General features: G+C 75.0%; 13 protein-coding genes. 7 read left to right on the top strand and 6 right to left on the bottom strand.

Annotation, left to right across the window (positions count from 1 at the left end; translation table 11 throughout):
• Positions 1-178: 178 nt before the first annotated feature.
• On the top strand, positions 179-1237 hold the full coding sequence (locus CCE02nite_RS11370; protein ID WP_255318814.1) for a LacI family DNA-binding transcriptional regulator: 1059 nt from the start codon (positions 179-181) through the stop codon (positions 1235-1237).
• 43 nt (positions 1238-1280) lie between these two features.
• Here CCE02nite_RS11370 and CCE02nite_RS20480 read toward each other — a convergent pair whose 3' ends face one another.
• Positions 1281-2141, bottom strand: a complete 861-nt coding sequence (locus CCE02nite_RS20480) for a class I SAM-dependent methyltransferase (RefSeq protein WP_170227295.1) — start codon at positions 2139-2141, stop codon at positions 1281-1283.
• Positions 2142-2333: 192 nt separating this feature from the next.
• On the opposite strand from CCE02nite_RS20480, the gene CCE02nite_RS11380 reads away from it, so the two are divergent.
• From CCE02nite_RS11380 to CCE02nite_RS11390, 3 genes are read left to right on the top strand one after another with little or no spacing between them, the layout of a single operon-like run.
• Complete coding sequence (locus CCE02nite_RS11380) at positions 2334-3338, top strand: WXG100 family type VII secretion target (protein WP_141389752.1); 1005 nt, start codon at positions 2334-2336, stop codon at positions 3336-3338.
• Positions 3335-4150: a hypothetical protein gene (locus CCE02nite_RS11385; protein ID WP_141389753.1), complete on the top strand. Its 816-nt coding sequence runs from the start codon at positions 3335-3337 to the stop codon at positions 4148-4150. Before CCE02nite_RS11380 ends, CCE02nite_RS11385 begins: the two co-directional genes overlap by 4 nt.
• Complete coding sequence (locus CCE02nite_RS11390) at positions 4147-4917, top strand: hypothetical protein (RefSeq protein WP_141389754.1); 771 nt, start codon at positions 4147-4149, stop codon at positions 4915-4917. Before CCE02nite_RS11385 ends, CCE02nite_RS11390 begins: the two co-directional genes overlap by 4 nt.
• Positions 4918-4945: 28 nt before the next feature.
• Here the strand turns inward: CCE02nite_RS11390 and idi are convergent, their stop codons facing one another.
• On the bottom strand, positions 4946-5542 hold the full coding sequence (gene idi, locus CCE02nite_RS11395) for an isopentenyl-diphosphate Delta-isomerase (RefSeq protein ID WP_141389755.1): 597 nt from the start codon (positions 5540-5542) through the stop codon (positions 4946-4948).
• Positions 5543-5774: 232 nt separating this feature from the next.
• Here idi and CCE02nite_RS20760 point away from each other — a divergent pair, with 232 nt between their 5' ends.
• The 3 genes from CCE02nite_RS20760 (at position 5775) to CCE02nite_RS11410 (ending at position 8871) form a co-directional block, all read left to right on the top strand.
• Positions 5775-6869 (top strand): iron chelate uptake ABC transporter family permease subunit, encoded by a 1095-nt coding sequence (locus CCE02nite_RS20760; protein WP_141389756.1) that lies wholly within the window; start codon positions 5775-5777, stop codon positions 6867-6869.
• 38 nt (positions 6870-6907) lie between these two features.
• The gene (gene fepG / locus CCE02nite_RS11405; protein ID WP_141389800.1) at positions 6908-7972 is read left to right on the top strand and encodes an iron-enterobactin ABC transporter permease; all 1065 of its coding nucleotides are present in this window, start codon (positions 6908-6910) and stop codon (positions 7970-7972) included.
• Between the two features lie 83 nt (positions 7973-8055).
• Complete coding sequence (locus CCE02nite_RS11410) at positions 8056-8871, top strand: ABC transporter ATP-binding protein (protein WP_141389801.1); 816 nt, start codon at positions 8056-8058, stop codon at positions 8869-8871.
• A gap of 161 nt (positions 8872-9032) precedes the next feature.
• Here the strand turns inward: CCE02nite_RS11410 and CCE02nite_RS11415 are convergent, their stop codons facing one another.
• From CCE02nite_RS11415 to CCE02nite_RS11430, 4 genes are all read right to left on the bottom strand, one after another.
• On the bottom strand, positions 9033-10124 hold the full coding sequence (locus CCE02nite_RS11415) for a squalene cyclase (protein WP_141389757.1): 1092 nt from the start codon (positions 10122-10124) through the stop codon (positions 9033-9035).
• A gap of 40 nt (positions 10125-10164) precedes the next feature.
• The gene (locus CCE02nite_RS11420; RefSeq protein ID WP_141389758.1) at positions 10165-11544 is read right to left on the bottom strand and encodes a permease prefix domain 1-containing protein; all 1380 of its coding nucleotides are present in this window, start codon (positions 11542-11544) and stop codon (positions 10165-10167) included.
• Positions 11544-11918: a PadR family transcriptional regulator gene (locus CCE02nite_RS11425; protein WP_141389759.1), complete on the bottom strand. Its 375-nt coding sequence runs from the start codon at positions 11916-11918 to the stop codon at positions 11544-11546. Before CCE02nite_RS11425 ends, CCE02nite_RS11420 begins: the two co-directional genes overlap by 1 nt.
• Positions 11919-12128: 210 nt before the next feature.
• Complete coding sequence (locus CCE02nite_RS11430) at positions 12129-12524, bottom strand: RidA family protein (protein WP_141389802.1); 396 nt, start codon at positions 12522-12524, stop codon at positions 12129-12131.
• Positions 12525-12546: the final 22 nt, after the last annotated feature.

Below are 12546 nucleotides of genomic sequence, written 5' to 3' on the forward strand. Positions count from 1 at the left end.
TACTTCGTCGTAGTGAAGACCTGAGGCCGTACTGCTCCGTACGAGACTGCCTGTTTGCGAAAGCGCTTTCGTAAGCGCTTCCGCTAGAGTACGGTGCGGACAGCGGATGTGGCAAGCGTCACGTCGGGGAGGGCCCTCGGGCCGCCGACCGGGCGACGCACGGACGAGCGGAGCAGGGGTGCGTCGAGAGGGTCGGGCCACGAAGGGTCGCAGCGCGCTGCGGCTGGTCGACGTCGCCGAGCGCGCGGGCGTGTCGCTCGCGACCGCGTCGCGCGCGCTGTCGGGCAGCGACGGCGTCTCGGAGGTGCTCGCGGAGCACGTCCGCGAGGTCGCGACGGAGATGGGCTACATCGCCAACCCGCACGCCCGCACGCTCGCGGGCGGCACCACGTCGGTCGCGGGGCTCCTGGTCTACGAGATCGGCGACCCCTACTTCTCCGAGATCGCGAGCGGCGTCGTGCGCGTCGCGACCGAGCACGGCTGGAGCGTCCAGATCAGCCACACCGAGCGCGAGCCCAGCGCCGAGGTCACGCAGATCCGGCTCATGCGCGCGCACCGCGTGGGCGTGATCCTCGTCGCCGGGTCCGGGTACGTCGAGCCCGCGATGGAGGCCGACGCCGCGCGCGAGCTCGAGGCGTTCCAGGAGGCCGGGGGCCGGGTCGTCGTCATCGGACGCCACCACCTGCACAGCGACGCCGTGCTCCCGGACAGCGAGGCAGCGGCCGCGAGCCTCACGGACCACGTCCTCGGCCTGGGCCACCGGCGCCTCGCGATCGCCGCCGGGCCCGAGCGGCTCACGACCGTCGCCGACCGCACCGCCGGCATCCGGAGCGCGGTCGCGGCCCACGGCCTCGACCCGGACGACCTGTTCGTCGTGCACGCGCCCTTCACGCGCGAGGGCGGGCGCGACGCCACGCAGCGCATCCTCGCCCAGCGCCCGGACACGACGGCGATCCTCGCGCTCAACGACGCCATGGCCACGGGAGTGCTCTCGCTCCTGCGCGAGCGCGGCGTCGTCGTGCCGCGCGACATGTCCGTCACGGGGTTCGACGACATCCAGGTCGCCCAGGACCTCGCGCCCGCGCTGACCACGGTGCGCCTCCCCATGAGCGAGATAGGCGCGACGGCGTTCGAGCTGGCGCTCCGGCCGCCGTCGGGCCGCCCGCGCCGCAAGCGCACCGACCACGAGCTCGTGGTCCGCGACTCGACGGCCCCACCCCGCCCGAACACCCCGTGAGTGCATGAAATAGTCGCGCCATCGGCGTCCGGACGCGACTATTTCATGCACTCACGCCAAAGGGCTTGCGGGCCACGACGAGGAAGCGCGGGGCCTCGTCGACGAACTCGTGGCCGGCGGCGAGGTGCAGGTGCAGCGCGCGCAGCGGCGCCTCGTACCGGGCGACCGCCTCGGGGGACAACGACGCGAGGTCGGGCACCTGCCACGCGATGAGCTTGAGGTACCAGAGCACGGACGACAGGTCGCGGAAGCGGCGCAGCCCCTCGTGCTCGCGCGCGACGTCGACGACGAAGCCCGCGTCCCGCAGCACCTCGACCGCCGCCTCGAGCGTCACCGAGTCCGGGTCCCACGGGAGCTCCGTGCCGAGCGCGGTGTTGAGGCGCAGGCCGTCGCGGGTGTCGACCTGCTGCGTGAGGAACACCCCGCCCGGCTCGAGCACGCGCAGCACCTCGTCGGGGTCGAACTCCTCGTGCCGGTCCAGCACGACCGCGAACTGGCCGTCGAAGAACGGCAGGAGCTGCTCCTCGTCGCCCTCGACCGGCCGGACGTCGACGCCCAGGGGCTCGAGCCGGCGTCGGGCCACGGGCAGGTTGGGCGCCCAGCCCTCCGTCGCCGCCGACCCGGCGGGCAGCGGCCCGAGCGTGGACAGCAGCTCGCCGCCGCCGGTCCCCAGGTCGAGCACCGGGCCGCGGCCGCTGCCGACCAGCTCGCGCGCGAGCGCCGCGTAGTCCCACGGCAGCGGGTCCTCGACCACGCGCTCCGCCACGGGCGAGAGGTCGAACCCGACCACGGGCACGGCGCGGGCCCACGCCACGTGCTCCTCGAACGAGGCGTCCCGGGCGGGGACGGGCACGTCGGCCGCCCGGGCGGAGGTGTCGGGAGTCTCGGGAACCGCGGCAGGCATGCCTCGATTGTCACCCGCGCGGCCGCCGGAGCCGAACGCGCGCGCCGGGTGGGCCGGAGCCCCGACGGGGAGTCCTCCCCATCGCCTCGGGCGGCGTCGACGCGGTAGCCTCCCGGATGCCCGTTCGGCGCGCCCGGCCACCACCGGAGCGGCGGCGGCCGACCTGACGACCGGCGAGGGGACGAGGACGACGTGAGCGGGATGTGGGGCGCCGACGTCACCGAGCTGAGGAGGCTCGCGCAGTCGCTGCGCTCCGCCTCCGACCAGCTCGTGAGCACGACGTCCGAGGTCAGCGGCCTCGTGGAGGCCGCCGGCCGGTGGCAGGGCGGCGACGCCGACCAGTTCCGGGGCGAGTGGACCGGCTCCTCGGTGGCGCTCCTGCGCGGGGTGAGCCAGACGCTCGCCGAGGCGTCGCAGGCGGTGCTGCGCAACGCCGACCAGCAGTACCTGACGAGCACCGAGGGCGGCACGATCCCGTCCCCCGGCGTGCCCGGGCCAGGAGTGCCCACGGGCCCCGGCGGCGGGCCGCTCGGCGGGGGCACCCCGCTCGACGGGTCGATCTGGGACGTCGGCGCGACGGCGTGGGGCGCGGTCTCGCTCGGCCTGGCCGGGTGGAAGAGCTGGAAGGTGGGCCAGTCGCTCACGGCGTTCCTGCAGGCCAGCCGCCTCGCCGATCTGTCCGACGCCGCCGCGAGCGCGTCGGTCTTCGCACGCGGCATGGTCCTCGACGACGCCATGGGGCTGCTCGGGGGGCTCGGGACCGCGGGCCGTCTCGCGGGCGGCGTCGGCGGCCTGTTCGGCGTCATCGGCGGCGTCAACCAGATGTTCAACACCGAGTACGACGGCGTCCGGGGCGGCGTCGACCGCGTCATGGGCGGCCTCTCGGTCGTGGGCGGCGCCGGGACCATGCTCATGATGGCCGGCATGCTCACCAACCCGGTGGGCATCGGGATCGTGGTGGGCGCGGGCGTCGTCGCGGGCGCCTGGGCGCTGGGGAACCTGGTCGTCGACAACTGGGACGCGATCTCCGGGTTCGCCACGAACCCCGGCCCGTACCTCGCGGACGGGTGGAACAACGTGACGGACTTCGCGGGCGACGCGGTCGATACGATCGGGGACGTCGCGTCCGACGTCGGGGACGCGATCGGCGACGGTCTCTCCGCCGCCGGTGACTTCGTCGGAGGGCTCTTCTCGTGACCCAGCAGACCATGCGGTGGTCCACGTCGGACATCGCCGCGGCCGAGCGCACGCTGGAGCGGGCCACCACGGGCGAGGTCACGCACGTCGTGACGCTCACCGACGAGGAGATCGTCATCCTCGACGGCCTCCAGAACCCCCAGCTCGTGGCCGTCCCGTGGCTCGACGCGCAGGAGGGCGCCGACCGCGCGCTCGTGGGCCGCGTCGCGCTCCGTTCGCTCCTGGCCCGCGGCATGGTCGTGCCGACCGAGGACGCGGCCGCGGCGGAGCCCGTGGACGGCCGCCCGGCAGTCGGCATCGAGGCCGTCCCGGAGATCACGGGCCCGCTCGTGCTGCGCCGCACGGCGACCGCGATCCTGTCCGTCGAGCGCACGACGTCGCTCGGACGGCACTGGGTGTACGTCTACCTCCACGAGGACGACCGCGTGCTCGAGGAGGAGGTCGCGCCCAGCGGCCACCACGCGTTCAGCGTCTACCCGCTGGCCGAGCTCGCGGGCCGGCTCGCCGTGTTCGTCGACCCGGGCGCGAAGGCCCTGCTCGACGGGCGCTCCCAGTCGTTCACGCCCGACGAGTTCGCGGCCCAGGCACCCACCCTCCCGGAGCTGGCCGGGGCGCTGGCCGTGACGACGCTCGGCGCGGTGCGCGCGGGCTCCGACGTCCTGGAGCAGGTCAGCGTGTACGCGACCCCCGACGGCGTGTACGCCGTCCGAGGCGGCGAGCACGGGGCCGACGGCGCGCCGACCTCGCTCACGCTGTCCGAGATCGGGGCGGCCACGGTCCGCCGTCTCCCTCTCGAGCTGCTCGGTCGATGAGCGGGCCGACGGCGCCGCCCGCGACCGGCGCGCGCGCGACACGCAAGGTCCGGCATCACGCGGCGCGGTCGGGCCTCGGCACGGTCCGGCACGTGTCGGCGGCGACGCCGAACGCCCCGGCGTGGGCGGTGACCGTCGTCGTGGTGCTGGTGTTCTCCGTCGGGCCCGCGCTCGTGGGGAACGCGGGGCCCGCCGCGATCAGCTACCTCCTGCCGTCGTTCGCGGCGATCGCCGCCGTGATCCTCTGGTTCCTCGGGTCCGAGAAGCTGGTCGTGCTCGACCACGGGATCCTCGTCGGCTCGTTCGCCCCGTTCCTGCGCCCGGTCGCGATCCCCTTCGCCGCGCTCGACGTCCGGACCGTGCGCGCCGCCGTCGCGAGCGCGCGCACCCTCGGGCTGCTGGTCACCGACCGCGGCGTGTCGACCTCGTCGCGCACCGTGCTCTGGTCGCGTCGCGCCGTGACCTTCGTCGCGGTCGCGCCGACCGTGCTCCGCCAGGCGGCGGCCCGAGGGCTGCCCGTCGACCTGGCGACGGCGACCGCCGTCGACCTCTGGGTCTTCTCGGCCCGCGACCCGCGCCGACAGGAGCAGGCGGTCCGCGCGCTGGGGGACGCCGCTCGCGCGGCGGGCGCGCCCGGGTCCGAGCAGGTCGAGGCGCTGGCGCTGCCCGCGCGGCCCGTGCAGGTCTCCCCGCAGGGAGCGGACCGCCTCGCGGTCCCGGAGCGGCTGCGCAGCGCCCGGACGCGACACCCGCAGACGACGCGCTGAGCGTCTCGCGGGCCGTCGGCCGACGGCGTCAGGCGGAGGTGGGCCGGAACGCCGCGGCGACGCGCGCCGTCGGTCCGTCGCCCGCGGGACTCACGGCGCCGAGGGCCGCGACCTGCAGCACCATCCACGGGCTGAACGCCCACGGCGTGGCGGCGACGGCGAGCGCGACGTCGCGGGGATCCGCCCAGGCGGTCTCCATCACCTCGTCGGGGTTCGGCTCGACCGTGCCCGCCGTGCGCGCCGCGTAGACCGGGCAGATCTCGTTCTCGACGACGCCGGAGGCGTCGACCGCGCGGTAGCGGAACCCGGGGACCGCGACCTCGAGGTCGGCGATCTCGAGACCGAGCTCGTGGCGCGCGTGGCGGACGATCGACTCCTCCGTGGTCTCGGTCCAGCGCGGGTGGCCGCAGAAGGAGTTGGTCCACACGCCCGGCCACGTGCGCTTCGCGAGGGCGCGTCGCGTGAGCAGGAGGCGGCCCGCGTCGTCGAGCACGTAGCAGGAGAAGGCGAGGTGGAGGGGCGTCTCGGTCGTGTGGACCGCGGCGCGCTCGAAGGTGCCGGTCCGGCGACCCTGGTCGTCGACGGTGACGACGTGGTCGGCGGCGACGGGGACGTGCGAGGTCATGCGGCCACTCTCGCACACGCCGGTCCGGGACGGGGAAACGCTGTCAGGAGCCGTGGCACGCCCGTGGCGGGGCCCCGGAGGGTCGGCCGGGGCGCGGCCCAGCCGTGAGGGGAGTCACCCCGACGGCTCGACGCACCGTCTTGCCGAGCCCACCCGGGAGTGAATTAAGGTGAGGGTAACCTCACCCGCCGACGACCGACCGGGCACGCGCCCCCGAGCAGATCCGAGCACCATGACCTCGCCCGCGACCGCCGACGCGCCGGTCGGCGTCCCCGACGGGACCCTCCGGCCCGCGACGGACCGCGACGACCGACCCGCCGGGGTCGCCCGCACCAACGCGGGGCGCAGCCTCGGGCTGCTCGTCGCCGTCGTGGTCCTCGCGCTCGCGGTCGTGCTGAGCCTCGTCGTCGGCTCCAAGCCGGTCCCGCTCGGCACCGTCTGGGACGCGCTCACCGGGTACGACGGCTCGGGCGACCACGTGATCGTCCGCGACCTGCGGCTGCCGCGCACGATCGTCGGCCTGCTCGTCGGGACCGCGCTCGGCGTCTCGGGCGCCCTCATCCAGGCCATGACGCGCAACCCGCTGGCAGACCCGGGCATCCTCGGCGTCAACGCCGGGGCCGCGTTCGCCGTCGTGCTCGCGGTCGCGTTCCTCGGTTTCACGGACATCCAGTCCTTCATCTGGTTCGCGTTCGCCGGGGCGGTGGTCGCGACCGTGGCGGTCTACGCCATCGGGTCGCAGGGGCGCGGGGGAGCGACGCCGGTGCGCCTGACCCTCGCGGGCGTCGCGCTCGGGGCCGTCCTGGGCGGCATCTCGCAGGGCATCACGCTGCTCGATCCCGCGGCGTTCGACCGCATGCGCTTCTGGGGCGCCGGGTCGCTGGCCGGCCGCACGACGGAGATGGCCGGCACGATCGCGCCGTTCGTCGTGGTCGGGCTCGTCATCGCGCTCGTCGTCGCCCGCCCGCTCAACACCATCGCGCTCGGCGACGACCTCGCGAGCTCGCTCGGCGCCCACGTCGGGCGCACGCGCATCCTCGTCGGCGTCGCGGTGATGCTCCTGTGCGGCGCCGCGACGGCGGCCGCCGGGCCGATCGCGTTCGTCGGGCTCATGGTGCCGCACGTCGCGCGCTGGACGGTCGGCCCCGACCAGCGCTGGATCCTCCCGTACTCGGCCGTGCTCGCGCCGGTCCTGCTGCTCGTGTCCGACGTCGTCGGCCGCGTCGTCGTCACGCCGGGCGAGCTCCAGGTCGGCATCGTCACCGCGTTCGTCGGCGCCCCCGTCCTCATCGCGCTCGTGCGCCGCTCGAAGGCGAGCGGGCTGTGAGCGCCCCGGTCCGGGACGACGCGCCCGTCGACCCGTCCGTGCGCGGCAGCGGCGCGCACCGCGTCGACTTCGGCCGCCCCACGCGCGTCGTGCGCGGGCTCGGCGGCCGCGCGAGCCTACGGCTCGACCTGCGCACGCTCGGGGTCTGCGGGGTGCTGCTGCTCGTCGCGCTCGCGATCGGCGTCGTCGCGCTGACCACCGGCGACTACCCGCTCACGGTCCCGCAGGTGCTCCAGGCGCTCGTGGGCGCGGCCGACGGCCCCGTCCACATGGTCGTCGTGGAGTGGCGCCTGCCGCGCGCGCTCATGGCGCTCGTGCTCGGCGCGGCGCTCGGCGCGAGCGGCGCGATCTTCCAGTCCCTCACGCGCAACCCGCTCGGCAGCCCCGACGTCATCGGGTTCAACACCGGCGCGTACACGGGCGCGCTCGTCGTCATCATGCTGCTCGGTGGCGGGTACGTCGGCGTCGCGGCGGGCGCGCTCGTCGGCGGCATCGTCACCGCGGGCGTCGTGTACCTCCTGGCGTACCGGCGCGGGGTCCAGGGGTTCCGGCTCATCATCGTCGGCATCGCCGTGTCCGCGATGCTCGCGTCCGTCAACCAGTGGCTCATCGTCAAGGCCGACCTCGAGACCGCGATGGCGGCCGCCGTGTGGGGCGCGGGGTCGCTCAACGGCATGACGTGGGCGCAGGCGGTGCCCGCGTGCGTGCTCGCGGCGCTCCTCGCGCTGCCGCTCGTGTGGCTCGCGCCGCGCATGGGGCTGCTGGAGCTCGGGGACGACGCCGCGGCCGCCCTCGGCCTGCGCAGCGAGCGGGTGCGCCTCGCCCTGGTGATCGTCGGTGTCGCGCTCACGGCGCTCGTGACCGCGGCGGCCGGGCCCATCGCGTTCGTCGCGCTCGCCGCCCCGCAGCTCGCCCGCCGCCTCACGGGCGCCGCGGGCGTGCGGATCCTCCCCGCCGCCGTCATGGGCGCCGTGCTGCTCGCCGCGAGCGACCTCGTCGCCCAGCGCGCGTTCGCCCCGACCCAGCTCCCCGTCGGCGTCGTGACCGTGAGCGTCGGCGGCGCCTACCTCGTGTGGCTCCTCGTGCGCGAGGCCCGCAAGTGACCACGAACCCGCAGACCGGAAGGACCCCGGTGGCTCTCACGAACCTCGCGGCCGCCCCGAGCGTCGCCGACGCGGCGACCGACGTGCGCGCGGACCGCGTGCCGCCCGCGGACCGCCTGCACGCCGAGGGGATCACGGTCGGCTACGACGACCGCGTCATCTCCTCCGACCTCGACGTGAGCATCCCCGACGGGTCGTTCACCGTGATCGTCGGGCCGAACGCGTGCGGCAAGTCGACGCTGCTGCGCGCACTCTCGCGCCTGCTCAAGCCGACGCAGGGGCAGGTCGTGCTCGACGGCCGCTCGATCTCCTCGATCCCCGCGAAGGAGGTCGCGCGCCGCCTCGGACTCCTGCCGCAGACGTCGATCGCCCCCGAGGGCATCACCGTCGCCGACCTCGTCGCGCGCGGCCGCTACCCGCACCAGAAGCTCCTGCGGCAGTGGTCGCGCGAGGACGAGGCCGCGGTGGTCGGCGCGCTCGCCGCGACCGGGACGACCGAGCTCTCGGGCCGCCTCGTCGACGAGCTCTCCGGCGGGCAGCGCCAGCGTGTGTGGGTCGCGATGGTCCTCGCGCAGGAGACCCCCATCCTCCTGCTCGACGAGCCGACGACGTTCCTCGACATCGCGCACCAGATCGAGCTCCTGGAGCTGTGCGCCGACCTCAACCGAGACCGCGGGCACACGCTCGTCGCGGTCCTGCACGACCTCAACCACGCGTGCCGCTACGCGACCCACCTCATCGCCATGAAGGACGGCGCGGTGGTCGCCGAGGGCGCGCCGGCCGACGTCGTGACGGCCACGCTGGTCGAGGACGTGTTCGGCCTCCCGTGCCGCATCATCGCCGACCCCGTGACGGGCACCCCGCTCGTCGTGCCCGAGGGTCGTCCCCGCCGCGCCTGACCGCGGCCCCGTTCCCCGCCGGTCGACACGCTGCGCGGCATCGCGGCGGAGAAGCCGCTGACGATCCTGCCGCTCGACGGCGCGGAGGGGCCGTGGGTCGGGCAGAAGAACCTGGACCAGCTCGTGGGCCGGGACGACGAGCGCCCGTTCACCTCCGCGAGCTACGTCGAGTGGTTCGGCCGGCTCATCGCGGTGCTCGACGGCGCGGAGGTCGTCTCGGGACCGCCCGCACCCTGACCGTCCCACCAGTCGAGGACGACGGTCGCGTGGTAGGTGAGCCAGCGTGACGGCTGGCCCGCAGGTGCGTCGACCTCGAACCACACCCGGCCCGGGTGGCGCCGGCCCTGGAGCCGGGTGCCGTCCGGGCGCCGGGCGCGGCGCACGTGCTCGACGGCGTCCGCCGCGCGCGGGTCCGGCGGCGTCCCGTCGAGCAGCGACGCCTCGCGGAGGTGGACGAGCGCGTTGAGCACGCTGTAGTACCAGCGGAACGGGTAGGCGAGCCGGAACACCCAGTCGCCGACGGGCTCGCCCGTGCTCAGGCGGCGGAACAGGCCGCGGCGCAGCAGGTACTCCTCCCCGGAGCGACGCGCCGCCCGCAGCTCGTCGCCTCCGCCCGCGAGCTCCTGGTACGCGAGGAGGCCCTTGAGCGCGTTGAGCGTCGAGTGGAACGACGACACCGTGGCGCCCTCCACCCACGCGCAGTTCCACCCGCCGTCGGGCAGGCGGCCGCGGAGCACCGCGGCCAGAAGCTCCGACACGTCGACCCCGAGCCAGGCGCCCGCCGCGAGCGTGTACCCGTTGATGCACCAGTCGACCTCGCCGCCCCAGTAGGGCAGGTCGTCGTACTCCCAGCGGCTGTGCGCGGCGAGCAGCTCGGGCGTGCGGCGCGCACGCAGCACGCCCGGGTCGAGCCCCCACTCGCGCAGCGCGACGAGCGACCACGTCGTCGCGGTCCAGGGCTGACCCTCCTCGGGCCTGCCCCCGGCGTCGTACGCGGCGTCGGTCGCGGCGTCGACGGCGCCCACGTCCGCGGGGAAGTACGCGCCGCCGGCCCACTGGCCGTCGGGGTCCTGGAGCGCGAGCAGGCGCGCGCCGAAGCCCTCGGTCGCGACGCGCGCCCGCGTCGCCTCCCACACCGCGGGCGGCGCGTGCACGACGTCCCGCTCGACCCGCCAGCGCAGCGCCGGGTCGGTGTCGAGGAGCCAGTCGACCAGCCCGCCGTCGGGCGGCCCCCCGGGAGCGCCATCGGTCATCCCGCCACGCTACGCCCGGGGCGCGGCCGGCGTCAGCCCGTCAGACGAACCCGAAGACGGGCGGGAACACGATCGCGACGATCGCGGCCCATGCCGCGTACACGGGCAGGAACCGGGTCTGCCAGGTCACGAGGTCGGCGAACGGGCGGCGCCCGCGCAGGAACGCCGTCGCGAGCACCGCGGACCACACGAGGTGGACGAGCAGGAGCAGGTTGAGCCCGAGCGCCGCGGCCTTGTTGGGGCTCACGCCGAACTCCGCGATGCGCGTGAGCATCGCGGTGAGCGCGACGGCGTCGACGGCGAGCGCCGCGACGACGAGGACGACCTGGAGCCCGTCGAAGAACGACCGCGGGGCGAGCGGGTCGCGCGCCGAGACCGAGTAGAGCAGCAGGCACAGGACGAGCACGAGGATCGCGTCCATGAGGATGAGCAGCTCGCGGTCGACGGCGGCGAGGTCGCCCGCGGTCGCGAGGACGACGAACACGGCGAGGAGCATGACGAGCGTCAGGGGCGTGAACACGCGAGTGAGCACGGGCGCGATGTTCTCGACGACGTTCTGCTTGGCCTCGACGAGCCACGCGGCGACGATCAGCGCGGCCGGCACGCACAGCGGCAGGATCCAGTCCTCGAGGTAGGGCTCGAGGTCGACGTCGGCGAGGGAGAAGACGCCGGCGGTGAGGCCGAGCAGGACGCCGCCTCCGAGCGCGAGGAGCGTGTAGTACACGGCGAGCTCGCCGGTGAACCGCGCGAAGTCCATGCGGCGCGCGTCCGAGCGCCAGCGGCCCCCGACGTACGCGAGACCGACGACGGCCCACAGGGTCACGGGGGCGCTCAGCGCCGCGAGCACGAGGGTCGAGCCCGTGGGCTCGAACGGGTACGTGTTGAGCACGACGCCCAGCACGACGAACGGCACCGCGAGCGCCCCGACGACGCGGGCGGTGACCTGGCGCTTCCACGCGAGGTAGGCCGTGAGGAACGGCAGCACGAGGAGCCCGACGTTGAGGCCGACGGTCTCCGGGGCGAGGACCGCGGTGGCGCCCTTGACCGTGATGCCGGTGGCGACGGCGAGCGCGAGCACGACCGCGAGCTCGCGCCACGAGCGCGTACGGCCGGTCGGCTGCTCGCCGACGAGGACGAGCTGCTTCCACAGCCGCTCGGAGTGCTCCTGCGCGAACTCGCGCGACAGGTCGTCGAGCGTGCCCATGCGCTTCACCGCGACGAGGAACGCCTCGTCGTCGTCGAGCCCGGTCGCCCGCAGGTCCTCGACCCGCTCGCGCAGGTGGTCCTCCATCTCGTCGACGTCCGCGGCCGAGATGGCCTCGCGGCGGCGGACGTACCCGCGCCACTGGTCGATCTGGGCCTCGAGCGCGGCGTGCGGTCCGGGGCTCGCCCCGTCCGTCGGCGCGGTCGCGGCGCCCATCAGGCCCACCCCTCCGCGACGCGCGGCGGGCTCTGGAGCCCGTCCTGCGCCGTGCGCCAGACCTGGTGGAGCGCGTGCGCGACGACGTCCCACTGCGCCTGGCGCTCGACGAGCGCCTCGCGCCCGGCAGCGGTGATCGCGTAGTGCTTGCGGCGCCGGCCGACGTCGGACGTGCCCCACGACGCCTCGACGAGCCCGAGCCGCTCCAGCCGGTGCAGGAGCGGATACAGCATGCCGTCGGTCCACTGCATGCGGCCGCCCGAGAGCTCGTCGACGCGCTTGAGGATCGCGTAGCCGTACGACTCCCCGTCGGCGAGGATCCCGAGCACGAGCGGGGTGGCCGACGCGGCCACGAGGTCCTTGTCGATACGCATGGCACTCCTATGCCTAGTTCTTCTAGGGATACTGACCCTAGCAGATCTAGGGTTGGATGCGGTCGGCGTCGACGGACGGGGAGGCGACGGCGCGCCGCGGGGGAGGTCGTCGTGACGGTGTTCCTCGGCCAGGACGGCGAGGGCACGCTCGACGTCGTCGGCGGCGCCGGAGCCGGCTGACCCCGGCCCCGGCGCCGTGGCTGCGCTCGGTCAGGCGACGGCGGTCGCCTCCAGCTCGACGAGCTGTCCGGGGACCGCCAGGCGGGTCACCCCGAGCATCGTCGTCGCCGGTGCCACGCGCGCGGCCCCGAGCCGTGCGGCGAGCACCCCGTAGTGCTGGAAGAGCGCGTCGACGTCGGTCGTGTAGACGTTCAACCGGACGACGTCCGCGAGCGTCATGCGCGCCTCCGCCAGCACCGCCTCCAGGTTGTCCAGGCTCAGCGCGAGCTGCGCCCCGAGGTCACCGTCGTGCTGGGGGCGGCCGTCGTGCGACATCGCCGTCTGCCCGGAGCAGAAGAGGGTCCGGGTGTGCCCGGAGACCAGCTCCGCCTGGTTGAACCCCAGCTCCTGCGACCACGTCACGGGGTTGATCGCCGTTCGTTCCACTGTCATGCCGACTCCGTCCGAC

Origin of the sequence: Cellulosimicrobium cellulans (genome assembly GCF_006539945.1) — a bacterium.
Classification (GTDB): Bacteria; Actinomycetota; Actinomycetes; order Actinomycetales; family Cellulomonadaceae; genus Cellulosimicrobium; species Cellulosimicrobium cellulans.

Coding starts and splice junctions, on each gene's coding strand:
- CCE02nite_RS11415 (WP_141389757.1), bottom strand. CDS start 10,124: ATGACCGATGGCGCTCCCGGGGGGCCGCCCGACGGCGGGCTGGTCGAC.
- CCE02nite_RS11425 (WP_141389759.1), bottom strand. CDS start 11,918: ATGCGTATCGACAAGGACCTCGTGGCCGCGTCGGCCACCCCGCTCGTG.
- CCE02nite_RS11420 (WP_141389758.1), bottom strand. CDS start 11,544: ATGGGCGCCGCGACCGCGCCGACGGACGGGGCGAGCCCCGGACCGCAC.
- CCE02nite_RS11390 (WP_141389754.1), top strand. CDS start 4,147: ATGAGCGGGCCGACGGCGCCGCCCGCGACCGGCGCGCGCGCGACACGC.
- idi (WP_141389755.1), bottom strand. CDS start 5,542: ATGACCTCGCACGTCCCCGTCGCCGCCGACCACGTCGTCACCGTCGAC.
- CCE02nite_RS20480 (WP_170227295.1), bottom strand. CDS start 2,141: ATGCCTGCCGCGGTTCCCGAGACTCCCGACACCTCCGCCCGGGCGGCC.
- CCE02nite_RS20760 (WP_141389756.1), top strand. CDS start 5,775: ATGACCTCGCCCGCGACCGCCGACGCGCCGGTCGGCGTCCCCGACGGG.